Below are 23,594 nucleotides of genomic sequence, written 5' to 3'. Positions count from 1 at the left end.
CTTTTCATGTGAAGCACAGCAGGTGTCGGTACTTTTAGCTGAATCATTTGTGACACAGCTCGTTTACTGTATACATAGATACGCGGATGCAACGTGGGGGGATAACATGAAAAATAAGTTTGTGGTAATTGATACGGAAACGACAGGCAATGCACCGAAAAAAGGTGATAAAATTATTCAAATTGGTGCAGCAGTCATCGAGAACAATAAAGTGCAGCAAACGTTTTCTACGTTTGTGCGCCCGTACCAACATATTCCTATCTTTATACAGCAGCTTACAGGTATTACAGACGAAGATGTTCAACAAGCCCCTTCTTTCAAAGAAACAGCCCCCCAGCTTTTGGAGTTGCTGCAAGATGCTTATTTTGTAGCACACAATGTGCCGTTTGATTTACATTTTATTAATCAAGAACTCATCCAAGCTGGTTTTTCGCCGTTTCATGGTCCTGCCATCGATACGGTAGAATGCGCACGATTTTTATATCCAACAGCTCCAGGGTATCAGCTTTCTCAGCTGGCCGAGTGGCTGCATATTGATCACGACCGGCCTCATCAAGCTGACAGTGATGCGATTGTTACTGCTTATTTGTGGCTCAACATGAAAAAAAAGCTCTATACTCTTCCGTATGAGACGCTAGATGAACTGCGCAAATTAGCAGTACATATGGATAGCAATTTGAGTGCATTTATACAAGAGGCAATGCTTACAACGAAAAAACAAATAGAAAAAGATATTGAACATTACAAAGGACTTGCTATAAAAAAACACGAACCAATACCGCCAAAGCAAACACACTTTCAGGCACAAGGTGAAACGACGTTTACTGAAGCATTTTTTTCAGCGGATGGAACGTTATCTGGCCGTTGGGCAGGTTTTGAATACAGGCAGGGACAAGAGAAAATTGCAGATGCCGTGTCAGATGCATTAGAAAACAGAAGCCACCTTTTGCTAGAGGCTGGCACAGGTATTGGAAAAAGCTTAGCGTATTTAGTACCAGTCGTTCAATTTAGCAAGCAGCAAGGACGGCGTGTCGTTGTTTCGACGAACACAACTAACTTACAAGCGCAGTTAATGCAAAATGATATTCCTCTTCTTAAAAAGGTACTGCCGCATGAATTTGAAGCCGTAACATTAAAAGGAAAACAACATTATTTGTGTTTGCGTAAGTTTCGGCAGCTGCTGCACACAGCACCGGCTACGTATGAGGAAGTATTAGGATTAGCGCAGGTTCTCGTCTGGATTTTAGAAACCGATACTGGAGATGTGGAGGAGATTAACATTGCTGGCGGCAGCAACAGTGCATTTTGGGAAAAAGTACGAAGTGATGAATCGTCGTTGTCATGGTATGCTAAAAATTATTATTATCGTGCCGTGGAGAATGCTAAGCACGCAGACGTGATTGTTACGAATCATGCGCTTTTATTTGCGGATGTGTCAAATGGCAATGGTCTTTTACCGTCTTACAAACATGTTGTTGTCGATGAAGCTCATCATCTTGAAGAGGTTGCTGCTAAGAGCCTGGGGATGCAAGTCGATTATTTCCACGTTACACAAGTGTTTCACAAATTAGGAGTAGCTGAAGAATCTGGAGACTTTCAACGGCTGCGCACAGTGGAAGAAACGATGTGTCCATATTTTGGTGAGGGGTGGCACCAGCAAAGAAAAGATGCGTTTACGCTGCTTAAATATGAAGCAGATGAGTTGTTTCGAATGCTTCATCACTATTCTTTAAAAACAGTGAACCAAAAAGAAACAGATATCGGCAAAGTATCGGTAAGGTATCGTCCGCAAAAAGAATTATCTCCTTTATGGGAAGCTGTGAAAGAGTCGTTAAAACGAGTGCTGCTTTTATTTGAAGAAGAAGCACAAGCATGGCATCGTTTTGTCCATCATTTACAAGACTATATTGATACGGGTTCATTGGAGCAGGGTTTGCTGCATGATTTTCACGCGGCAGTCACTGAAGCGGAAGAAATGTGTGATGTGCTCTTTCATTTGATTGCCGAGGAAGATCCGAATTACGTATACTGGATGGAAGTAGATAAAAAAGGAGCAGCAAACGCAGCGTACTTATATGCAAGGCCGATTGATGTATCAGAAAAGCTGGCTGATTCTTTCTTTGCTCAAAAAGATAGCGTCATTTTAACTTCAGCAACGTTAACCGTTGACGATTCATTTTCTTATGTGATGAAAAAATGGGGGCTGTTGGATGTAGCACCACCTGCGCTGCAGCTGTCGTCTCCATTTGCGTATGAGAAAAACGCAAGGCTGTTTGTCCCTAGCGATATTACTACGGTAAAAGATAATGAACAGGATTTTATCCAAGAAACGGCAGCATTTATTTATCAAACAGCTTCGATTACAGAAGGCAAAATGTTAGTATTGTTCACGTCATTTGACATGCTGAAGAAAACGTATTATCAATTAAAGCAGTGGGATGAAGCCAGTGATTTTGCATTAATTGCTCAAGGGTTGAAAACTGGCAGCCGTTTGAAAATGATGAAGTCGTTTCAACAGTATAATAAAGCGATTTTGTTAGGCACCAATGCGTTTTGGGAAGGAATTGATATTCCAGGAGAGGATTTAAGCTGTTTAATTATTGTCAGGCTTCCTTTTGCACCACCCAATGAACCGGTACTCCAAGCACGGACAGAACAAGTAAAACGAGAAGGCGGCAGTCCGTTTAAAGAACTATCACTTCCACAAGCTGTGTTGCGTTTTAAACAAGGATTTGGCCGGCTGATTCGGCATAAACGTGATAAAGGGGTAGTGGTGGTTTTAGATAAACGAATGATGACGTCTTCGTACGGGCGTTATTTTCTGCAGTCCATTCCAGCTCTGCCTGTCGCTCATAAACCGATGGATGATATCTTGAATGACATTGCCGATTTTTTGGATAGCTGATGGAATAGAAAGGAGTATGATACGTTGGAATATGTGCTAAGTCATGTTGATATGATAACAGCTGGTGTGCCGTATAAGGTAGAAACGGACATGTACCTCGTCATCAAAGATGGTTATATTCAAGACATTGGTCATCATCCACTGCCAGAACACATAGAAAAAGAGTGGACGGTATATAACCAAAAAGGAAAAATCGTTCTGTCTGGCATGTATAATACGCATGCCCATACGCCGATGTCGCTTTTAAGAGGGGTAAGTGATGATGTCGAGTTACAAACATGGCTCAAACAAGAAATTTGGCCGCGTGAAGGGCTGCTCGACCGGGAAAAAGTAAAAACCAGTTCGTCTTTAGCATTGGCTGAAATGATTAAGTCCGGCACGGTTGCTTTTTTAGATATGTATCACTTGCATATGGATGATGTATTTGAATTAACGATGCAAGCAGGAATGAAAGCTGTATTAAGCCGGGGAATGATTGGTTTTGGAACAAAGGAGGAACAGGCCCAGAAAGTAGAAGAAGCAACAGCATTGGCTGCTGCGTGGAACAAAAACGGAAATGGCCAGATTCGAGGTATGTTGTTTCCGCATGCGCCGTACACATGCCCGCCTCCCTTTTTAGAAATGGTTATCGCTAAAGCTCATGAGAACAACCTGCCGCTTGGAATCCATCTAGCAGAAACATCCGAGGAAGTAGAGCGCCATAAACAGCTTTACGGAAAGCCGCCTGTTGTTCATCTTGATGAGCTTGGGTTTTTTGAAGGAGAAGCGGTTTTAACACATATGGTCCATCTTACAGAAGAAGAGATAGAGCTGGTTCATCAACCAAATCTGACAATTTCTCATAACCCAATGAGCAACGCCAAATTAGGTTCTGGGATTGCACCAGTACCTGCCATGCTGAAAAAAGGGCTTCATGTAACATTAGGAACAGATAGTACAGCATCTAATAACAATTTGGACATGTTTGAGGAAATGCGCACAGCAGCACTTCTCCAAAAAGCAGCAGGCCATCAATCAGGAGCTGTGACTGCTGAGCAAGTAGTAGACATGGCAACCGTACGTGGGGCAAAAGCGCTTGGATTTTTGGAAGAAGGTCTGCTGCAGCCTGGTGCACCGGCGGATTTTATTTTACTCGATGCATCTTCTCTACATTTGCAGCCTGTTCACAATATTTTTTCCCATCTCGTTTATTCAGCGTCAGGAGCAGATGTGACAGATGTGTTTGTCAACGGCCGTCAGCTGATGAAAAACAGACAGCTACAAACGCTTGATGAGGAACGAATTAGGTATGATATCAATCAAAGCTTTGATGATTTAGAACGAATGTTTGTGAAACAAAAGGAAGGACGTTCGTAAATGAAGCGTACGATAGCAGGGATGAGCGGCCTTGTCATACTGCTGGTCATCGGTGTAATGGCGATTCTCTTTTTTTATGCCCGCTCATTTTTAACAGATGAGTACGAGGCGGCCAATGCCGCTGTGCAGCAAGAGGAGGATATCCAGCATGTGGAAAACATTCACCATTATTTTGGCGAGGAAGCGGTCTACACCTTAGAGGCTGTCAACACAAGCGGGGAAGAAGAGTGGATTTTTTATCATGAGGGAGAGGTAATAGAAAGAATACCAAAACAAGAAACTCTTACAGCTGGCGAGGCTAAAGATCTTGTCAATAACCGTTTTCAACTGCAAGATATTCGCAGGATTACTCCCGGGTATGAAAATGATGTACCGATTTTTGAAGTGATCTTTGAAAGAGATAATCGTCTGCACTATTATTACATGAATCTTCAGGATGGTGAGTTTATAAAAAGGTACAGCATGAAGCAATCATGAAAAACGGCCTTGCGTAACAGCGAGACAGCCGTTGAAGCGGCGCTGGACAGTGTCATTGGCAAAAACAAACCTTGAATTCCTCGCCGCCTTTTTATAAACTGACGTTATTGCCAGCCATTCTTGTTTATATGGAAAAAGCTTTATCATGTGAACGATTAGGAATGAATCCCATGCAAGGAGGATACAACGAACATGCAACTATCAAAACGAGTAGCGACATTAACGCCGTCATCGACATTGGCGATTACTGCAAAAGCGAAAGCGTTAAAAGCAGAAGGGCATGATGTAATTGGACTTGGAGCAGGTGAGCCTGATTTTAATACACCATCATACATAATTGAAGCGGCAGCAGCGTCCATGAGAGAGGGCCACACGAAATACACGCCGTCTGGCGGTTTGCCGGCGTTAAAGGATGCAATTATTGACAAATTTAAAGCAGATCAGCAAATTGATTACACACACGATGAAATCATGGTTGGCACAGGTGCCAAGCATGTATTGTATACGCTGTTTCAAGCATTGCTCGATGAAGAGGATGAAGTAATTATTCCAACGCCTTACTGGGTAAGTTACCCGGAACAAGTAAAACTTGCCGGCGGCAAACCAGTCTATGTGGATGGATTAGAAAAAAACGGATTTAAAATTACACCAGAGCAGTTAGAACAAGCTGTTCATAGTAAGACAAAAGCAGTTATTATTAATTCACCCAGCAATCCGACCGGTAATATGTACACAAAAGAAGAGTTGAAAGCGATTGGAGAAACAGCACGCAAGCATAATTTGCTGGTTGTTTCGGATGAAATCTATGAAAAACTTATTTACGGGGAAGCTGTTCATTATTCTATTGCTCAACTGTCTCCGGAGTTGAAAGAGCAGACAGTCGTTGTAAATGGAGTGTCTAAATCGCATTCGATGACGGGCTGGCGTATTGGCTATGCTGCTGGTAACAAGGACTTAATTAAAGCCATGACCAGCCTGGCCAGCCACTCCACCTCCAATCCGACAGCAAGTTCGCAATACGGTGCGATTGCAGCATATACCAAAGATGACGGGGCTGTTGAACACATGCGCCAAGCATTTGAAGAGCGGTTAAATCGTGTATATGAAAAATTAGTAAGCTTGCCGGGAGTAGAATGTGTCAAACCAAAAGGGGCATTCTATTTGTTCCCGAATGTAAAACAGGCAGCTGCAGATTGTGGTTTTGCGAATGTAGATGAATGGGTCAGCGCTTTGTTAGAAGAAGAAAAAGTGGCCGTTGTTCCAGGAAGCGGTTTTGGCTCACCAGACAATATTCGCTTATCGTATGCAACATCTTTGGATGTAATAGAGCAGGCGTTAGAGAGAATGGAGCAATTTATAACAAAACATTCCAAGTAGCACATGCATTGACGCTTTTTATACGCAAGCGATATAATGTGATGTAACAGCTTCATATACGAGAAACAGTGTTGTTTACGTGCACGGTTTTCATTGAAGTTCCCCCCTCTTTCATGGGGGGTTTTTCTAATAATATGCGTTTATAAAGGAGTCATACATATGAAGCGCTCTCAAGTAGTAGCGTTAATGCAGTATGGACATTCATCCATTTCTAAGTTATTACTTGATTATTACGCTCAAATCGGGTTAACAGAGACGGAAATGATGCTTTTATTACATATAAACCGTTTTATTGAAGATAGTCATCCTTTTCCAACTCCTATGGAATTATCAGAACGGATGTCTATTTCTGATAGGGAATGTTCCGAACTATTGCGAACGTTAATCAAAAAAGACTGTTTACGGATGGAAGAAAATCAAGATGAAAACAATGTTTTGTATGAAACCTATTCATTATCATCGCTCTATGAACGAATTCTTCAAGAGTTTTTTCAAGAAACAAAAGGCAATCAGCAAGCCGTTGATGACGATGGAAGGTTATTTGAAGTGTTTGAAAAGGAGTTTTCCCGTCCGCTGTCTCCAATGGAGTATGAAACCATCAGCGTATGGCTCGACCAAGATCGGTACACACCGGCATTAATAAAAGCAGCACTGCGCGAAGCGGTGCTATCTGGGAAGTTAAATTTACGCTATATGGATCGTATTTTACATGAGTGGCACAAAAATGGAATTAAGACTCCTCAAGCAGCGAAAGAGCACGGTGAAAAATTCCGGCAGCAGCAAACGGGAAATCGGAAAACGGGAAAACCTAAAGGAACATTGCCGCAATATCCAAATATCAACTGGCTTGATGAATCTTAGTAAAGGAGTTTACAAGCGATGTTATCAAAAAAACAAGTGGAAGAAGCCCTTGATCGTATCGGAGAAATGTTTCCAGACGCGGAATGTGAGTTGCACCATTCGAATCCTTTCGAACTTCTCATTGCTGTTGTTTTGTCTGCTCAATGTACCGATGCGCTCGTTAATAAGGTCACGCCGAGCCTGTTTGAAAAATATAAGCACCCCGAAGACTATGTAAAGGCGAGTCAAGAAGAGCTGGAACATGATATACGGTCAATTGGTTTATACCGAAACAAAGCAAAAAACATAAAAAAATTGTCGCAGTCATTAATGGAACAATTTGATTCGCAAGTGCCGAAAACAAGAGAAGAGTTAATGAGCTTAGCAGGTGTTGGGCGCAAAACAGCAAACGTTGTGGCTTCTGTTGCTTTTGATACCCCGGCTATTGCTGTTGACACCCATGTAGAAAGAGTGTCGAAGCGGTTAGGGATATGCCGCTGGAAAGATAACGTGCGGGAAGTCGAAGAAGCACTAATGCAAAAAGTGCCAAAAGAGGAGTGGTCCAGGACGCATCATCGCCTGATTTTCTTTGGAAGGTATCACTGCAAAGCAAAGTCACCTCAATGTCATATTTGTCCGCTGCTTGACATGTGCCGGGAAGGCCAAAAGAGAATGAGAAAGCAGGAGAAAGTAGATGCTTAACATAAAGATTCCGCCAGAATTAGCAAAGGAACCGTTCTATAAAACGACAATTATAACGGTTCCAGACGATGTTGCACAAAATGACAATTGGTTATACACTCCTTTTATAGGGGAGATTCTTTGGTTTAATCGTTGTATCACAATCCCCCCGTTCGAACACTCTTTTATCCATATCCCAAAGCTGCAGCAAGTGTGGGAAGAGGAGAAAAGCACGCTGCAAGCTTTCTATGAAGCGCGCAGGCGTAAAGATGCCAGACCGCTAATGATTAAACATATTGCTGCTTTCATGAATGCCCTTTATTGGATGAATGGCAGCATGGTAGATTCGGTTGGCATCCAAGATATAAAAAAACAAGTTGAAACGTTTTCTTACGCCCCTGTTAATGCAGGGGAGAGACTTGCTTTTTTATTAGAATCTCCAGACCACTACCACAGTTTCGTGCAGCTAAATGAGCTGTTCAGCGAACACAAAAAGCAGTTTGCCGTAATGAAAGTCAAACAAAAACATAAACACAATCCTTATAAAAAGTGAGGAACAGAGATGACGGATATAAATATGCCAACGACAGTCGTATCACTAGAAGATCTGCCTTTTTATCCGGAAGATAATGTCCGGCTGTCACGTTTGGAACAAAAACGAAAAGAAAACTCTTTTGAAGTGGCATTTTGCGGCCATTTTTCTGCAGGGAAATCATCGCTTTTAAATCATTTACTAGGAACAGAATTGCTGCCGACAAGCCCCATTCCAACGAGCGCGAACATTATTTCTATTGAAAATGGGCCGATTCGACTGGAGATAACCAACAGTGCAGGCGAGGTAAACGCATGGGAAGAAGAAATACCATGGAACCAAGCGAAAAAATGGGGAATGGATGGAGAAGAAATTCAGTCTATTCACATTTTTGCTCCACTGCCATTTTTAGCCCAGCACGGTAGAATTCTTGATACACCTGGAGTGGATTCGACAGATCCCAATCACCAGCTTGTTACAACAGAGCAGCTGTATACGACGGATATGATTGTGTATGTGTCCGACTATAATCATGTTCAATCAGAGACTAACATCACCTTCTTAAAACAGCTGGCAGAAGAGAAAAAACCGATTATTTTAGTCATTAATCAAATTGATAAACATGATCAAAAGGAAGTCACACTGCAATCGTTTGAAAATTCGATTCGCAGCATGCTAGCAAAATATGAAATCAAACCGGTACAAATCTTTTTTACATCGATGAAATACACAGATCATCCGTTTAATGAATATAAGGAATTTGCTTCATTTTTAAAGTCGATTATGTACAATGCACATGCTGTTCAAGACCAAAGCATGACGATGCTTGAGAACGCTGCTGTCTATCAATTGATGGAACGGGTAAGGGAAGAGAAGCAAGAAAAGTATGCGGAATGGGAAGAGGAGGTAAAAGAACAAGGCATTGACCCAAGTGATGCAAAAGTGAGCAGTCAGTGGGAAGAAGCTCTGCAATCTTTGGAGAAAGAAAAGCAGGCAGAGATTTCTGCTTTGTACAAAGAGCGCAATCAATTATTACAAAATGTTATTTTATTTCCGTATTCGACGACTGAAAAAGCAAGAGAGTGGCTCGAGAGCAATCATAAAAACTTTAAAGTTGGTCTTCTGTTTTCAAAACGAAAAACAGCGGCCGAAAGACAAAACCGTCTGCAATCACTGCTCGAAGAATTAAATGAAAAGGTTAAAACACAACTGCTCTTTCATATGCGTTCACTGCTTCTAAAAGCAGATAAAGACTACGTACATGACTTTCGGACATACGAACAGAATGTACAGACCTTATCTGTTACGATAGCAGAAGACATGCTGTCCAAACATGCGAATGCTTCTGAAATAGATCGTTCGTTTGTTTATACGTTTACAGATAATGTAACCAAAGAAATAACGACACAGATGAAAAAACAAACGCATGATTTGTTTTTGCAATTCGAACGAGCTATTGAACAAAAATTTGCAAAAAAAGAACAGGAATTAATAGAAAAACTGCAGTCTGCAAAAGAGTTAACCAAGCAGTGGGAGAAGTGGGAAGAGACGGCGGCTTCATATGACCGTACAGTAGATAGACTAACAGCATGGATGGAACAACGGGCATATGATACACCGTTTACAGACGTATTGCAGCAGCTGTCTGCAAAAACGTATCCAGCTCAAACCGACATAAAGATTCCAGTATTTCAAGAAGAAGAAAGCGTGATTGCTGAAGAAGAGGATGAGTATCTTTCCAGTGTTTCCGAAACGATTACTGTCGATGACAGTTTCTTAGATGACGTAGAGAGATACTTGCAGCAATTTGCATCTCGTCCTGTGTTCGAAGAGGAAAAACAGCGTTTAAACGAACTTATCCATCAATATAAAAATAATTCTGCTGTCATATCTTTGTTTGGTGCTTTTAGCGCAGGGAAGTCCAGCTTTATTAACGCCATGTTAGGAGGAATAGTGCTTCCTGTTTCGCCGCATCCAATGACTGCAGCAGTAAATAAAGTGCGCAAAAGTACAGAAAAGTATCCTCATGAAACCGTCGTTATTTACCTAAAGGATGAAGCATTTTTAAATGCGGAAATACAAGCAGTAGCAGGCGAGCTGTCAAGAGAGCTAGACTATGATTCGATTGAACAATGGAAACGCCCAAATCCTAAACTGTTAAATAATTATCAGCGGATGTATGCAGATTATTTACAAACGCTGCGAAACAGCATTCGCAAGCGAATCGCTAAGCCGGGAGATACAGTTGTTACAGCGCTTGATGAGCTGAAGGAATGGGTAGCAAACGAAGAGCGCGCCTGCATGGTACAGGAAGTACACATTTATTATGATTGCGAGTGGACGCAAAAAGGTCTGGAGCTAGTTGATACTCCAGGAGTGAACTCCATTCACGGCCGCCATACAAATGTCGCATTTGATCAGTTGAAACAATCGGACGCCATTTTTTACTTAACGTATTACAATCATGCTTTCTCTAAAGCTGATCAAGTGTTTTTGCAGCAGCTGCACCGCGCGAATGAACATTTTGAAACAGATAAACTTTTCTTTATTATTAACGCCAGTGATCTTGCATCCACGCCGTACGAATTAAACGGTGTAAAAAGCCATGTGAAAGATCAGCTGGCAAAAAACGGTATTATGAAGCCGCGCTTGTTTGCTTTATCGAGCAAAGAAGGGCTGAAAGCCAAACAACAGCCGGACGACGCATCTAAAAGCGGGCAGGCATTTTTAGAATTTGAAGAAGCGTTTTCTCGATCCACTTGGGATCATTTGCGAGTACTTCACCTGCAAAAAGTACAAACCGTCTGGGAAAATATCTACGAGCAGTCAAAGGAGATTATTTCTGCTTTTACTCATAAAAAAGAAGCAGAACTAAAACAGCAGTTAAAGGAAAAAGAAGAACAGGCGCAAGTATTTAAAAACAAATTAAATACTTTTTCATTACAATTTGCACAAGCTTCATTAGAAGAAGAGATTCAGCAGCAAAGCGCTTATTTAAAAGAACGAGTAGCATTTATGGTACAAGATTATTTTCCACATGCTGTTAATCCGTCTGCTGTAACCGGCAGTACGAAAAAGCAGCAAAAAAATCAACTGAAAGGTGCTTTGCAGGAGCTCGAAAGCTTTGCAAGAAGGTACCTCTCTCAAGAACAAGAGACAATTATTATTCGCGTAGAGGAAAAACTAAAAAAACAATGGCAGACATACACTACTGCGTTTATGGATGAACATGCTGGTGATCTGCACATTCTTTCCCCATCTATACCGATTGATGTGCGCGGGAATGTAACGCTTTATGACCAATTGCTATTACCAAAAGAAGCGCTGCTGAATATGTATCAATCCAACAAAGACTTTTTTGAGAATAAAAAAGTGTTGGCTTTAAAGGAAAAGGTCACAAATGATATACAGAAAGAGTCGCATCAAGCCATTCAGCAATTTGAAACAGATGTAAGTGAAAAATTGGCAAGTTATATGCAAAAGCTGACAGACGAGACAGTGGAAACACTAATAGAGGCAGCCGAGAAGGAAACAGAACGAATGATATGGCTGTTTGACCCATCCAAAAAGGAAGCGCTGGATGAAGAGTATCGTTATATACAGACAGCGTTGGCTGCAAAAAAAACACCTGCTGAGTAATCGACTTCAGCAGGTGTTTTTTCTTTCTTTATTCGTTATCGTCCTCTTCACTGTCTTCTGTTTCGTTTTCTTCTACAGGTGAATCTTGATTGTCGTCAGGCTGATTTTCATTGTCTTCCTCTTGCTGAGGTTCATCGGAAGGTTCCTCATTATTGTTGCCGTTCCCATTATTATCGCCGTCATTTTCACTATTGCCGTTGCCATTCCCATTATTGTTTTCTCCATTTTGATCACCGTTACCTGGAACTGGAAGGTTGTCTTCGTCTTCTCGCTCTTCTTGTTCTTCTTCATTATTCTCTTCATTTTCTTCGCTTTCTTCCTCATTTTCTTCTATCTCTTCATCACTAGGAACTTGTATCTGTGTTTCCTTGGCATCACTAGCATCATCAGGACCAGTTTGATTCACAACAGTGACTCGGAAATAGTGAGTGCTTCCTTTTTCCGGCTGCGGCAACGTATAAGACGATTGAGTCTGTGTGCCAACAGATGTATACTCCCCGTCACCGACACGATGTTCAATAACAAATGCCCGGCCTTCTAAATCATTGCTGCTATAGTTCCAGCTGATGTTAATGGCATCTTCCTCTTCGTTATAGACGGCGCTTAAACCAGTAATTTCATCTGGTGTGGCGTTTTCTCGTGACACTTCTTCCGGTGCTGTTCCCTGCACAAATAGTTCGGTTATCGTCTGGCTCGAAGGAGTAAAAGGACTAGCTTGTTTACCAGTGTTGATGTCAATTGGAACTTCTGCTACTGAATCAGGTTTTTCGAAGTCTGGGGTGTCTACTCCTTGAGAGACTTCGCTCATCACCAGTCGAAAGATTTCTTTAGCAATGTTGCTCTCATTTCCAATCAGGTAATTTTCCCCGCGGTTACCACTGAATCCTGTCCACACCGAAGCAGCATACCGGGTGGTGTAACCAGTAAACCAAACGTCTGGATCACCATCGTCTGGGATTCCGTACTGCCGGTGCTCATCGTCGGTAAAATTGGTGGTACCTGTTTTACCGGCTACATCAAGGCCAGGGATGTTAGCATCACGGCCGGTGCCACGAGGATCGGTTAATGCATCTTTTAACATATCGGTAACCATGTAGGCGGTGTAATCGCTCATGGCAGACGCTGGTTCTGGTTCTAAGTTGATTGTGCGTCCATCAGGGAATTCAATTTTACGTACAGCATAAGGTTCATGGTATTCTCCGTTATTACCAAACGCTGCAAAGGCACCAGCCATATTCAGGCTTGAAACCCCTTGGCCAATTCCGCCAAGTGCTGCAGCTTCATTGACATTTTCCAACGGAATGCCTAACCCGCGAACGAATTCTCCGGCCTTGCCTGCACCTGTTTGCTGGAGTGCTTTTACAGCTGGGATATTTAATGAGCGAACCAGCGCTTCCCGCATACTCACGTAACCAGAATAGTTTCCACCGTAATTGGTAATTTCTGTCCCATCCGAATATTGGTGGGGAGCATCTTCTATTTGATGATATGTGGACCACTGGTTGTACTCGATCGCAGGCCCATAAGCGATAAGTGGTTTAATCGTAGATCCTGGTTGAGCATTAGAACGGGCTGCATAATTTAGCCCTCTTGCGATATCGGGATTTTGACGATTGCCAACCATTGCTTTAATGGCACCTGTCTGTGTATCAAGCAAGGTAAATCCAACTTGGAAGTCTTCACTGTCTGGGTAGTTGGCAATATGCTGGTCTGTGTGTATGACTTCTTCTGCATACTCTTGTGCATCGGTGTCTAAAGTTGTGTACACGTGTAACCCGCTCGAGTAAATATCAGAACTTGTGATACCGTCAATGTCCTCTAACTCATTTTGTACTTGAGTTATAAATGAATCGTATAAAACGCCTTCTTCTGTCGGCTGAAAGTCCAGCTGCTCTTCAATCGCTACATTTTTGGCGTTTTCTGCATCATCACTAGAAATAAAATCGTGCTCTGCCATTAAATCAATGATATGATCGCGGCGGTCTTTAGCCGCATCTGGATTTTGCGTAGGATCGTAATAATTTGGGCGCCGCGGTATTGCAGCAAGCAGAGCAGCATCTTCAATAGTCAGTTCGCTTACTTCCGATTTATTAAAATATACGTTCGCTGCTTCACTAATACCATATGCACCTTGGTTAAAATAAATTAAGTTCAAATACATTTCTAATATTTGATCTTTACTGTACTGTTGTTCGAGCCGGACGGCTAAATATTGTTCCTGGATTTTACGGGTGATGGTTTTATCAGAAGACAAGAATGCATTTTTTACAACCTGCTGTGTAATCGTACTTGCACCTTCAGCGCCGAATCCTTCGGTAATATTTGCAAACAGAGCACCGAAAACACGACGCACGTCAATACCGAAGTGGTCATAAAACCGAACATCTTCAACAGCTACAAACGCATTTTTTGCATGCTCAGGCACCTCGTCAATGTCGACCATGTCTCTATTTTCCCCAGCATGCAGCTGCATAATGGGCTCATCATTTTGGTCATAAATTTGTGCTGCTTGGGCGAAAACTAATTCATCCGGGTCAATGTCAGGTGCCTGGCTAATAATAGCAACTGCCGAAATAGTTCCTGCAGTAAAGATAATAAGAAAAGCAATAGCACTAGCAATCAATATTTTCTTGCCAAGAGAGCGTTTGCCTGGCTTTTTGTTCTTTTTCTTTTGTTTCTGCATGTTGGCTTCTTGGGCTTTGCGTCTTTCTGTTCTTGAACGATAATTTTCACTCATAGTTTTTGTTTCTTCCTTTCTTTAGATGCACACAACACATAAAAGGATATAAGCGATCGCATGAATAGACGTATTTTAGCGAATTTGGTTACGCCGTCAAAAATAAATCTTATCAATCGTAGCTAAATAATCTAAACGTGGAGTATAGCCCTCCATAAGGAAAGACCCGTATGTTTCGATATCTGATTTTGGAATAGACTTGCGTTTATGTTGTTCAAAGTACCACCAATGAAAATACGAAGCATCGTAAAGATACGTTTCATTTACAGCAGAGAAACGAATGATAAGAAATGAAATTCCTCCGTGTTTTACTACATCACGCATATGTTCTGCCTGGTGAGGGTGAATGTTTTGCAGAGGAAACGATGTTTTATTTCTCGTTTCTTTTGCTTCAAAATCAACGTATCGGCCGCGGTATATTCCATTATAGTCTGTAGTAGAAGCTTGCTTAAAATATGCTTCGGTTATTTTTGCAGCGCTTCGTTTCGGATAATCGACATGAACAACTTGAATGGGCGTCGGCTTTTTATGTATCACACACCGCCCTGTTGAGCGATAGTATTCATTCGTTTCATTTAAATCTTCTTCAAGCGACATCCCTCTATTCCCAAATTTTTTGTGAGTGAAACGATTATTATGCAAAGAACGGGGAGCTGTGTATTTTTTACCGCTAGGATAGCGAAAGGCCATGCTGACACTTCCTTTTTTATTTACTCATCATTTAATAGTAGCATATATCCGTGTTTGACAGAACAGGATGAAAGTCATAACGTTGTTCCGATTGGACAACTATGGGTATAGTCATGTTACGATAAGAAAAGAAGAGAAAGTGAGGGATATAATGAGTGATAAGCCTGTTAACCTTGGATTTGGCAATATGATGCCGCCTGATCGAATCGTATCTATTGTCAGTTCTGATTCTGCTCCAATAAAGCGTCTGATTCAAGAGGCGAGAGAGAGAAGAATGTTAATTGACGTGACAAATGGCCGCAAAACAAGAAGTATTATTTTAGCAGATAGCGACCATGTTCTTTTATCCGCTATTCAGCCTGAAACAGTGGCACAGCGCTTGCATGATAACAATGATGAAGAAGAGTAAGAAAAGCTCCGGAATGAACCGGAGCTTTTTAATATAGATTTGGGAAAGGTTGCCGAAGACATAAAAATCTCGCGGTTTTTTGCAGACAAATCTTTAGCTGCTGCTTTTCTCACAGGGTCGTCTCTTCTGCTGCCATCAACCAGGTGATAAACAGAAAAACCCCGGCATTTGTATGAGAAGCTTCGTCGAGAAAAAGCCTTTGATATTTTTTCTTTTAAGAAGGGAAGCAGCTATCCTTATGTCTTTGGTTCGTTGGGGCCTTTTAATTTTTTATCGCCATAGCCAATGGGTGATTTTTCTTTACGGTTTTTCTTTTTATCGATTTCTTGTTTTTTCGCCACGATAATCCCTCCTTATGCTGTTAAAGTCCCCGTTCATATATGGATTATGCTCGTTGCCACAGAAGATTTGTTGAAAAATAAAAAAAAGCTGTTTTCTTCATCGAATCGGCACTAGTTCTGTCATGGCAGCAGGGTAAATTCTCCTTCAGTGCGAATTATTTACACAAGCTTTATGAAGGAGGAAGAGAAGATGAAGAGTCATGTGTACAAAACGAAGGATGTGGCAAATACGTTCCATGTGACAACGGGCACGGTGTTAAAATGGGTGAAAAAACATGATATTCCTTTCTCCGTGAATCAGTATGGTCATTATTGTTTTGAAGAAAAGCATTTATCATTGTTTGAAGACATAAAAAATCAGAATCAAAAACACTATACGCCGCAAGCTGAACGCAAAGAGACCGTTTCTGCACAGCAGTTGACAGATAAAATGGCCGGTTTAGAAGAAAAAATAAAAATCGTTGAACGAATGGTTTCTAACAAAGCAGATGACATCGTGTCGTTTCAATTGAGAGAACATCGAAAAGAAGTGCAAGATATTAATAAAAGACTGAGAAAAATCGAAGAACGTTTGTATAAAATAGAGGAGACGAGCAAAGGATGGAAAGAGGAAGCGGCAGGGAGCACAGGAAAAAAAGATAAACGGCGCATTGCCAACTTGCTGTCAGTAATGAAGACTTCGTAGAAAACACCTATATCAACGGCGGCACTGGCTGCACGTGTTTGCTATCCCTTTTCTTGATTGATAAGATGAAAAGCAGAAGGGGGGAGCAAAGATGTATGACCGATTATATGAGGTAACTGAGCAGTTACTGACAATGAACAATACAGCGTTAGAAACATTTCGCCACATAAAAACAGGTGACAAGGATACCCCTGACTTTTATGAAGAAGTGAAACCTTTTGCGGATAAAGTACAATCATATGCAGATGAATGGAAGGTACTAGCGGAAGAATGGGTGCTTGCAGAAAGACCTGTTTATTTCTATGTAAAGCAAATAGAGGACACCCATGAAAATATAAGTGTCGCTTCAATTCTGGCTTTTCAAACAGATACGAAGGAAAAGCGGTTTCGAGAGCGCATACAGTCAATTGACTACATTTTGACGGGCGTGCTGCAAGCTTTAAAAGAAGGAAATAACTCATCCTCGTAATGGTCCGGTTGTCTTCATATACGGGGAAAATAAAACGAGTCTGTATCAAAAGCTTCTAAACGGAAAAGCCATGGGTGCCATCCAGAGAGACGGTGACCACAGCTTTTTTTGTAAGGCAGGAACGTATATAAGTTTGGCGTTTTCATGGTCCAGAAAAAGCGCCTGCCCGCGGCAAGCGAACCTGAAGAGCCATTCATACGAGAGGGGCTACGTTCATCCAAACAACAACCCTTATAGAACCGAAAAAAGGGCTGTCAAACGGTCATTTTTCATGACCGTTTGACAGCCTCGTTTGTATGCGTGAAAAAAATGCCGTACTGTCAGTGGGTGAGTGTTGATGTTTTATATGCAGCGAATGTCATTCTATGGAGTATTTTTTTATAGAAAGACAGGCGTTGAAAGGCATATATTAAAATCTGCCGGATTTGAAAATAGCGTATAATAACCATAAAAACATAATAAACGTAGCAATGAAGCTGATTTCAATGACGGGAAGCTGTACAAGCGGCGAAGAAGAATCTCCAAATGTCGATCCAATAATTAAACCGACCATAATAATACTGAATGCTAATAGAATAATACTAAACGACAGCCTGTTGCTAATACGGTCCAGCTTGTTTAAAAAGATATTAATTTTAGGAATGTTCATCTCAATGCCAACACGATCTTTGCTGATTTTTTCTAGTGTGTCGCGAAGTTCCTTTGGAATGTCAAGCAAATAATCCTTTTGGCGGCGTCCCTCTTTCAGCCAATGATAGATATTGGTTTTTGGGTTCAGCCGTTCTTTGGCCAGCATGTGTCCATACGGTTCAGCAACCTTTACGATACTTAAGTTAGGATCGAGACGCTCCACGACACTTTCTAATGTAATAATGGCTTTGGCAAGCAGCGTATATTCTTTATAAATTTGGATTTCATAACGATGAGCCGTCGCAAAGATATCATTAATTGCTTCGCCAATCTTGATTTCATGAAAAGGGCGGTCATAATATTTTTGCAATAAATATTCAACGTCTTCAGCAAAATGATCGTCATCGATGTCGCCGGGAATATCAGCCATATCATAAATCGCATCGGCGACCAAGTCCGGGTGTTTTTTTGTCATCGCAATGACATAGTTGATAAACTGTTGCCGCATGGCTTTATTCAAGCGTCCAATTTGACCAAAGTCGATGAATGCTGCTGTTTTTTCTCCTGTGAAAATAATATTGCCGGGATGAGGATCGCTGTGAAAAAAACCATCTACTAGCACTTGGTGTAAAAACGCGTCGGTTAATGTACGAGCCACGGCTTTTTTATCAACATGATGAGTGGCATCATTGAGTTCTGATAGTTTCACACCTTTAGCAAAGGACATCGTCAGCACACGACGGCTTGAATAATCATCTAAAACGTTTGGGATATCGATTTCAGAAAAAACCGCCATATTGTTTTTCATTTTTTCCGTGTTTCTCGCTTCTACATAATAATCGACTTCGTCACGAATCGCGTCAACGTATTCTTCAATCACATCTTGAAGCCGGTAGTAACGCGCCCATTGAAAGCGCTGTGTCAAAAGTTTCGCAAGGTCGCGAAGAATATCAATATCCTTTTCAATAATCTCTTTTATATGCGGCCGTGAAATTTTTACAGCAACATTTTTTCCATTGTGAAGTGTTGCTTTGTGTACTTGGCCAATCGACGCTGCTGCGAGTGGTTCTTTGGAGAAGGAAGAAAACAGGTCATCTAGCGAAGCGCCAAGATCGTTTTCAATTATTTGCTTTCCTTTCTCAAAAGGAAAAGGCGGCACATTGTCTTGCAGCTTCTCCAATTCTTCAATCACCGAAGGCGGAAATATATCTTTTCTTGTGCTGATCAATTGTCCTAATTTGATGAAAGTAGGACCAAGTTCTTCGATGACAAGCCGTATCCGTTTTCCAATCGAGTGCATATTGACCTCGCCAGAGTCAGCCGATAGCCTTTTTGGCAGCGACAATACATGAAACAAACCGACTTCTTGTAAAATATAACCGAATCCATGTCTGGCTAATGTGGATGCAATTTTTCGATATCGATTTGCATGCTTTAATCCGCGAGTGAGCGCCATAAGAAAATTTCCTTTCTAAATCGACAGCAGCATAAAAGATAGGTTTTGTTATTTGTTTTCGTCTTTTGCGTTTCTTGCTGCCAGCTGTTGTTCCATGTCTTTTAATTTTTCGTGAATGGCCTCAATGTCTTTTTCTGTTGCCAATCCCATTTCTTTAAACGACTCTTGCATCTTCTCCTTTGCCTGGTTGGACCATTCTAACTCTGTGTCGCGTCCTTTTTGGATAAATTCTTCTTTCCATTGTTCTGCTTCACGAGGAGTGATTTTTCCTTTCGTCACAAGGTCATCTACATAACGCTGTACTTTTTCTTTTCCATAGGCTGCAGCACCTAAACCAAGAAAAAAACCTTTTTTGAGCATATCATTCATACAACCTGCCTCCTTAGACGTCATTGTCTTTCAGTATTATTTTACCAAATACCTATTTGATAAAACATTCAAAAACAGGCCTCCCTGTTTAAAACAGGAAGGCCATGGTCTTACCCGTTATCTCTTAACATTAAATAAATGAAGAAAATCAGGGTGATAACAGAAAGAATACTAAACGCTGTAATAAACATTGGTTCAGCATCGTTCCACGCATTAACAGAAGCAAACGCATGAGAAGGTACAAACGCCAAAGCCAAGACAGCAATCAATGCGATAAACCACTTATTCATTATCGCTCCTCCTTTTAACTTTATTTGTATTATGTACAAAAAAGTGCTAAAGATTGTCCCTCTTATTATATCGGTACTGGAGGAATTTATCAATTGCAGTCAAGCGGCTTTTTGCAGAGTATAATCATGTTATAATAAGTACTGTTTTCACGATTGATGATAAATGGTGGACAGAAGCATGCATAAAATAGATATAAACGTTTTAACGATGAAAGGAAAATGACGATGGGAAAGATACAAATTGAAGATATTATTATTGCGAATCAAACGTTGAAAGACGTTGTTACTCATACCCCCTTACAAAAAAACCAAGTATTATCTGAAAGATATGACGCAAATGTCTATTTAAAACGCGAAGATTTGCAAGTTATACGCTCGTTTAAAATTCGCGGGGCTTACCACTTAATGCGCAGCCTGCCAAAAGAAAGGCTGACAAACGGAGTGGTCTGTGCCAGTGCTGGCAATCACGCGCAAGGAGTGGCATATTCTTGCAAAGCCCTTAAAGTAAAAGGGAAAATATTCATGCCGACAACGACACCGCGGCAAAAGATTGATCAAGTAAAGCTGTTTGGCAAAGAATGCGTAGATATCATTTTAACAGGCGATACGTTTGATGATGCTTATGCTGAAGCGAATGCTTGCGGAGAAGAGAATAACATGGCTTTTATTCATCCGTTTAATAACGAGAAGATTATTGCGGGCCAGGGAACGGTCGGGATGGAGATTATGAATGATATCGAAAATCCACCTGACTATCTGTTTTGTTCCATCGGCGGCGGAGGTTTAATATCGGGTATTGGTACGTATATTAAGTCCATTTCCAAGCAAACAAAAATTATTGGCACGGAACCAGCGGGAGCACCCGGAATGAAAGAGTCACTAGCCAAAAATCACGTTGTGGAACTCGAAAATATTGATAAGTTTGTCGATGGGGCGGCGGTTAAAAGAGTAGGAGACCTTTCATTTGAAATATGCCAGTCGATCATTGATGATATCTCCCTTGTCCCAGAAGGTAAAATTTGTACAACCATCCTGGAGCTGTATAATGAAAATGCTTTAGTTGCAGAACCGGCAGGAGCGATGCCGATTTCCGCTCTTGACTTTTATAAAGAAGACATTAAAGGTAAAACTGTTGTCTGTGTCGTCAGTGGCGGGAACAACGATATTGGCAGAATGGAAGAAATCCGTGAGAAATCCTTGCGTTATGAAGGGCTGCAGCATTACTTTATTATTAATTTTCCGCAAAGAGCCGGTGCGCTGCGGGAATTTTTAGATGAAGTATTAGGGCCGGACGATGATATTACTCGTTTTGAGTATAATAAGAAAAACAATAAAGCAAATGGTCCTGCTTTGGTTGGAATTGAGCTGGCAAACAGTGATGACTATCTCCCGCTCATTGACCGCATGCAAAAAAAGGGTTTTCATTATCATGAGATTAATAAAGAAGAAAGCTTGTTTCATTTTCTGATTTAACCTTCCATAATGGAAGGTTTTTATATGGGGGAATGAAGGGTATGATGAAAAGAAGGAGGGGGAAGAACATGATTGTAAATGAATATGATACGTATTTTGAAATGATCACACAGCACGAGCACGCCCGCATTTCGTATGAATTCTTCAAATACTGGGGAGATGATGCAGTTACACGCAGCTCGCTGTGGGAAGCGCTGTTAATTGCTGTGCGGGAACACGATCGGTCGTGGATAACACTTGATAGACACCCTGAAATAAATCCTGACACCAACAAACCGTGTGATTTTACCAATTATCCCGAAAAAGAAAAATTAAAGGCCTACCAAACCGGTATAAAAACCGTAGCTGAAAAACATCCATACAGCGGATTGTTAAACAGTCTGCACTATACGTCGTTTTTTACAGACAGTACCAATACAGAGGAAGAAGCTGCTTTTTTGCATGCAGAACAAGCACGCCAAAAACAGCTGAGAGATGCCTTGAATCCTGAAGATGAAGAGTTTCACCTGCGCTTGTTGCAATTTTGTGATGATGTGTCGCTGTACGCTTGTTTAAATGAACCTGGTGCAACAAAAGCAGAGGAGCTGAGCTGGTTCAAACATGGTTTTCAACATACATTCTCTTTTTTGCAGCATGAAACGGTGCAAGCGCGTTTTACATCTGCACAGGATATTCAACTAACGCCTTTTCCACTGCAGTCCCCACTTCATGTGGCAATTGAAGGGACAATTGTTTATAAGCAGGATATACAAGCGGAAGGAATAAAAGCAGCATATGAAAACGGAGAACATACAGTGAGGAAATTGCGGTTCATTCCTTGATGAATAAACGAAAATATATCAAGATGAATAATGATGTGACACAATGAAAAGGAGTTTTATTATGCAGCTGCAACAGACACGAATTATTGCGCTAGTAGAAGACGATTTTGAAGATTTAGAGCTGTGGGTGCCTGTGATGCGTCTTCGAGAAGAAGGAGCCGAGGTGGTATTAACTGGAAAAGAAAATGGAAAAACGTATGTCGGAAAACACGGTGTGCCTGCTGTTAGTGAAGCCGGTTTTCAAGATATTAACCCAAATGAATATGACGGTATTTTAGTACCAGGAGGCTGGGCTCCAGACAAACTTAGGCGTTATGACGAAGTGATTGAAATGATTAAGCACATGGAAGAGAACAAGAAAGTGATTGGCCAAATTTGCCATGCCGGCTGGGTGTTAATTTCTGCAGATATTTTACAAGGAAAAGAAGTAACGAGCACGCCGGGAATCAAAGATGATATGAAAAACGCAGGTGCTGTTTGGAAAGATGAAGCAGTTGTAGTAGATGGACATCTTGTTTCCAGCAGACGCCCGCCTGACATTCCTCCATATGGAAAAGAGTTAGTGAATGCATTTTTGAAACAACAGAAATAAGTGCCACAGCCGTTAGATACGGCGGGATACAAAGGAGAAATGATGGTAGAGGATAACGAAACGAACGTACGAAAAAGAATACAATCTGGTGAACGCCTGCTTCTGTTTTTATATTCCCCTCTGTGTGGAACATGCAAAGCGGCAGAAAAAATGCTTGAACCGCTTGAGCAGGTTTACCGGGATACCCGTTTTATAAAAATAAATGTTAACGTGAATCGGCGTATCGTTGAACAGGAAAAAGTAAAGAGTGTGCCGTGTTTGATTGTTACAGAAAATAGCCAAACAGTGCAAAAAATCTACGCGTTTCATTCCGTTTCGTCGCTTGTTTATCGACTGCATTATGTTTTAAGCAGCTCTAGAAAGGATGATTCCAATGACGGCTCCTGATTTCAAACTAAAAAAAATGAATACAAATGATGTCATTCATTTGCGCTCATACCAAGGAAAGCCGATGCTGCTTACGTTTTGGGCGTCATGGTGCCCTGATTCACAAGTGGATTTGCTGCACAAGCAGCGATTTTATGATCACTTAGACAAAAATCAGCTGCACTTTCTAACCATTAATGTTACAGGAAGAGAACGCGCAGCAGAGGCAGCGCAGCAGCTGATAGAAAGAGAAGGGTACACGTTTCCTGTTTTACTCGATGAAGGAACAGCCATCTATGACCGCTATCAGTGCATGGGAGTGCCGACGACATTTATTCTTGATGCAAAGCAGGAAATTGTAAACCGATTCAACGATAATGCTAAATTTATTGACATTATGAAAGGACTGCACCGTGTTATGGATTCTCATGAAAGCGAACCCGGATAAAATGTTCCGGG

At 41.3% G+C, this 23,594-nt stretch carries 21 protein-coding genes; 16 read left to right on the top strand and 5 right to left on the bottom strand.

Features of this window, described 5'->3' with window-relative positions:
* Positions 1 to 106: 106 nt before the first annotated feature.
* The 8 genes from dinG (at position 107) to BLT18_RS02405 (ending at position 11,807) form a co-directional block, all read left to right on the top strand.
* Positions 107 to 2,905 carry an ATP-dependent DNA helicase DinG gene (gene dinG, locus BLT18_RS02440; protein WP_091270846.1) on the top strand — a complete coding sequence of 933 codons (2,799 nt, stop codon included), beginning with the start codon at positions 107 to 109 and terminating at the stop codon, positions 2,903 to 2,905.
* Between the two features lie 33 nt (positions 2,906 to 2,938).
* Complete coding sequence (locus BLT18_RS02435; RefSeq protein WP_245705158.1) at positions 2,939 to 4,261, top strand: amidohydrolase; 1,323 nt, start codon at positions 2,939 to 2,941, stop codon at positions 4,259 to 4,261.
* A complete protein-coding gene (locus tag BLT18_RS02430; RefSeq protein WP_091270843.1) occupies positions 4,262 to 4,738 on the top strand; it encodes a hypothetical protein in 477 nt (158 codons plus the stop codon). It abuts the gene before it with no gap.
* A 192-nt stretch (positions 4,739 to 4,930) separates the two neighbouring features.
* A complete protein-coding gene (locus tag BLT18_RS02425; RefSeq protein ID WP_091270841.1) occupies positions 4,931 to 6,115 on the top strand; it encodes a pyridoxal phosphate-dependent aminotransferase in 1,185 nt (394 codons plus the stop codon).
* 159 nt (positions 6,116 to 6,274) lie between these two features.
* Positions 6,275 to 6,976, top strand: coding sequence for a DnaD domain-containing protein (locus BLT18_RS02420; protein ID WP_091270839.1), 702 nt, complete (start codon positions 6,275 to 6,277; stop codon positions 6,974 to 6,976).
* Between the two features lie 18 nt (positions 6,977 to 6,994).
* A complete protein-coding gene (gene nth / locus BLT18_RS02415; RefSeq protein ID WP_091270837.1) occupies positions 6,995 to 7,657 on the top strand; it encodes an endonuclease III in 663 nt (220 codons plus the stop codon).
* Entirely contained in the window at positions 7,650 to 8,189 is a 540-nt protein-coding gene (locus BLT18_RS02410) for a YpoC family protein (protein WP_091270835.1), read from the top strand. Before nth ends, BLT18_RS02410 begins: the two co-directional genes overlap by 8 nt.
* Before the next feature lie 9 nt (positions 8,190 to 8,198).
* A complete protein-coding gene (locus tag BLT18_RS02405; RefSeq protein WP_091270833.1) occupies positions 8,199 to 11,807 on the top strand; it encodes a dynamin family protein in 3,609 nt (1,202 codons plus the stop codon).
* Between the two features lie 28 nt (positions 11,808 to 11,835).
* Here the strand turns inward: BLT18_RS02405 and BLT18_RS02400 are convergent, their stop codons facing one another.
* Positions 11,836 to 14,544: a transglycosylase domain-containing protein gene (locus tag BLT18_RS02400; protein WP_091270831.1), complete on the bottom strand. Its 2,709-nt coding sequence runs from the start codon at positions 14,542 to 14,544 to the stop codon at positions 11,836 to 11,838.
* A 96-nt stretch (positions 14,545 to 14,640) separates the two neighbouring features.
* Entirely contained in the window at positions 14,641 to 15,234 is a 594-nt protein-coding gene (recU, locus tag BLT18_RS02395; protein WP_091270829.1) for a Holliday junction resolvase RecU, read from the bottom strand.
* Positions 15,235 to 15,385: 151 nt separating this feature from the next.
* Here recU and BLT18_RS02390 point away from each other — a divergent pair, with 151 nt between their 5' ends.
* From BLT18_RS02390 to BLT18_RS02380, 3 genes are all read left to right on the top strand, one after another.
* The gene (locus BLT18_RS02390; RefSeq protein ID WP_091270828.1) at positions 15,386 to 15,643 is read left to right on the top strand and encodes a DUF370 domain-containing protein; all 258 of its coding nucleotides are present in this window, start codon (positions 15,386 to 15,388) and stop codon (positions 15,641 to 15,643) included.
* A 531-nt stretch (positions 15,644 to 16,174) separates the two neighbouring features.
* Positions 16,175 to 16,669 carry a MerR family transcriptional regulator gene (locus tag BLT18_RS02385; RefSeq protein ID WP_175487339.1) on the top strand — a complete coding sequence of 165 codons (495 nt, stop codon included), beginning with the start codon at positions 16,175 to 16,177 and terminating at the stop codon, positions 16,667 to 16,669.
* Between the two features lie 91 nt (positions 16,670 to 16,760).
* The gene (locus tag BLT18_RS02380) at positions 16,761 to 17,138 is read left to right on the top strand and encodes a YppE family protein (protein WP_091270824.1); all 378 of its coding nucleotides are present in this window, start codon (positions 16,761 to 16,763) and stop codon (positions 17,136 to 17,138) included.
* Positions 17,139 to 17,547: 409 nt separating this feature from the next.
* Here BLT18_RS02380 and BLT18_RS02375 read toward each other — a convergent pair whose 3' ends face one another.
* The 3 genes from BLT18_RS02375 to BLT18_RS02365 form a co-directional block, all read right to left on the bottom strand.
* Positions 17,548 to 19,224 (bottom strand): ABC1 kinase family protein, encoded by a 1,677-nt coding sequence (locus BLT18_RS02375; protein ID WP_091270823.1) that lies wholly within the window; start codon positions 19,222 to 19,224, stop codon positions 17,548 to 17,550.
* A 48-nt stretch (positions 19,225 to 19,272) separates the two neighbouring features.
* Positions 19,273 to 19,593 carry a phasin family protein gene (locus BLT18_RS02370; protein ID WP_091270821.1) on the bottom strand — a complete coding sequence of 107 codons (321 nt, stop codon included), beginning with the start codon at positions 19,591 to 19,593 and terminating at the stop codon, positions 19,273 to 19,275.
* A 110-nt stretch (positions 19,594 to 19,703) separates the two neighbouring features.
* Positions 19,704 to 19,883: a hypothetical protein gene (locus tag BLT18_RS02365; RefSeq protein WP_091270820.1), complete on the bottom strand. Its 180-nt coding sequence runs from the start codon at positions 19,881 to 19,883 to the stop codon at positions 19,704 to 19,706.
* Positions 19,884 to 20,108: 225 nt separating this feature from the next.
* On the opposite strand from BLT18_RS02365, the gene ilvA reads away from it, so the two are divergent.
* From ilvA to BLT18_RS02340, 5 genes are all read left to right on the top strand, one after another.
* Complete coding sequence (gene ilvA, locus BLT18_RS02360; protein WP_091270818.1) at positions 20,109 to 21,356, top strand: threonine ammonia-lyase IlvA; 1,248 nt, start codon at positions 20,109 to 20,111, stop codon at positions 21,354 to 21,356.
* Positions 21,357 to 21,424: 68 nt separating this feature from the next.
* Entirely contained in the window at positions 21,425 to 22,177 is a 753-nt protein-coding gene (locus BLT18_RS02355) for a DUF3891 family protein (RefSeq protein ID WP_175487338.1), read from the top strand.
* 61 nt (positions 22,178 to 22,238) lie between these two features.
* Entirely contained in the window at positions 22,239 to 22,769 is a 531-nt protein-coding gene (locus BLT18_RS02350; protein ID WP_091270814.1) for a type 1 glutamine amidotransferase domain-containing protein, read from the top strand.
* On the top strand, positions 22,770 to 23,156 hold the full coding sequence (locus BLT18_RS02345; protein WP_091270813.1) for a thioredoxin family protein: 387 nt from the start codon (positions 22,770 to 22,772) through the stop codon (positions 23,154 to 23,156).
* Complete coding sequence (locus tag BLT18_RS02340; RefSeq protein WP_175487337.1) at positions 23,143 to 23,583, top strand: TlpA disulfide reductase family protein; 441 nt, start codon at positions 23,143 to 23,145, stop codon at positions 23,581 to 23,583. The genes BLT18_RS02345 and BLT18_RS02340 overlap by 14 nt, the downstream gene beginning before the upstream one ends.
* Positions 23,584 to 23,594 lie beyond the last annotated feature (11 nt).

Origin of the sequence: Alteribacillus persepolensis (assembly GCF_900099605.1) — a bacterium.
GTDB classification, from domain to species: domain Bacteria; phylum Bacillota; class Bacilli; order Bacillales; family Marinococcaceae; genus Alteribacillus; species Alteribacillus persepolensis.
The sequence above is the reverse complement of the archived record's forward strand: the minus strand, read 5'-3'. Positions and strand labels throughout refer to the sequence as shown.

Excerpts from the sequence above, each read along its gene's own strand:
- dinG (WP_091270846.1), top strand. The coding sequence starts at position 107 with ATGAAAAATAAGTTTGTGGTAATTGATACGGAAACGACAGGCAATGCA.
- BLT18_RS02430 (WP_091270843.1), top strand. The coding sequence starts at position 4,262 with ATGAAGCGTACGATAGCAGGGATGAGCGGCCTTGTCATACTGCTGGTC.
- BLT18_RS02425 (WP_091270841.1), top strand. The coding sequence starts at position 4,931 with ATGCAACTATCAAAACGAGTAGCGACATTAACGCCGTCATCGACATTG.
- BLT18_RS02420 (WP_091270839.1), top strand. The coding sequence starts at position 6,275 with ATGAAGCGCTCTCAAGTAGTAGCGTTAATGCAGTATGGACATTCATCC.
- nth (WP_091270837.1), top strand. The coding sequence starts at position 6,995 with ATGTTATCAAAAAAACAAGTGGAAGAAGCCCTTGATCGTATCGGAGAA.
- BLT18_RS02410 (WP_091270835.1), top strand. The coding sequence starts at position 7,650 with ATGCTTAACATAAAGATTCCGCCAGAATTAGCAAAGGAACCGTTCTAT.
- BLT18_RS02405 (WP_091270833.1), top strand. The coding sequence starts at position 8,199 with ATGACGGATATAAATATGCCAACGACAGTCGTATCACTAGAAGATCTG.
- BLT18_RS02400 (WP_091270831.1), bottom strand. The coding sequence starts at position 14,544 with ATGAGTGAAAATTATCGTTCAAGAACAGAAAGACGCAAAGCCCAAGAA.
- recU (WP_091270829.1), bottom strand. The coding sequence starts at position 15,234 with ATGGCCTTTCGCTATCCTAGCGGTAAAAAATACACAGCTCCCCGTTCT.
- BLT18_RS02390 (WP_091270828.1), top strand. The coding sequence starts at position 15,386 with ATGAGTGATAAGCCTGTTAACCTTGGATTTGGCAATATGATGCCGCCT.
- BLT18_RS02385 (WP_175487339.1), top strand. The coding sequence starts at position 16,175 with ATGAAGAGTCATGTGTACAAAACGAAGGATGTGGCAAATACGTTCCAT.
- BLT18_RS02380 (WP_091270824.1), top strand. The coding sequence starts at position 16,761 with ATGTATGACCGATTATATGAGGTAACTGAGCAGTTACTGACAATGAAC.
- BLT18_RS02375 (WP_091270823.1), bottom strand. The coding sequence starts at position 19,224 with ATGGCGCTCACTCGCGGATTAAAGCATGCAAATCGATATCGAAAAATT.
- BLT18_RS02370 (WP_091270821.1), bottom strand. The coding sequence starts at position 19,593 with ATGAATGATATGCTCAAAAAAGGTTTTTTTCTTGGTTTAGGTGCTGCA.
- BLT18_RS02365 (WP_091270820.1), bottom strand. The coding sequence starts at position 19,883 with ATGAATAAGTGGTTTATCGCATTGATTGCTGTCTTGGCTTTGGCGTTT.
- ilvA (WP_091270818.1), top strand. The coding sequence starts at position 20,109 with ATGGGAAAGATACAAATTGAAGATATTATTATTGCGAATCAAACGTTG.
- BLT18_RS02355 (WP_175487338.1), top strand. The coding sequence starts at position 21,425 with ATGATTGTAAATGAATATGATACGTATTTTGAAATGATCACACAGCAC.
- BLT18_RS02350 (WP_091270814.1), top strand. The coding sequence starts at position 22,239 with ATGCAGCTGCAACAGACACGAATTATTGCGCTAGTAGAAGACGATTTT.
- BLT18_RS02340 (WP_175487337.1), top strand. The coding sequence starts at position 23,143 with ATGACGGCTCCTGATTTCAAACTAAAAAAAATGAATACAAATGATGTC.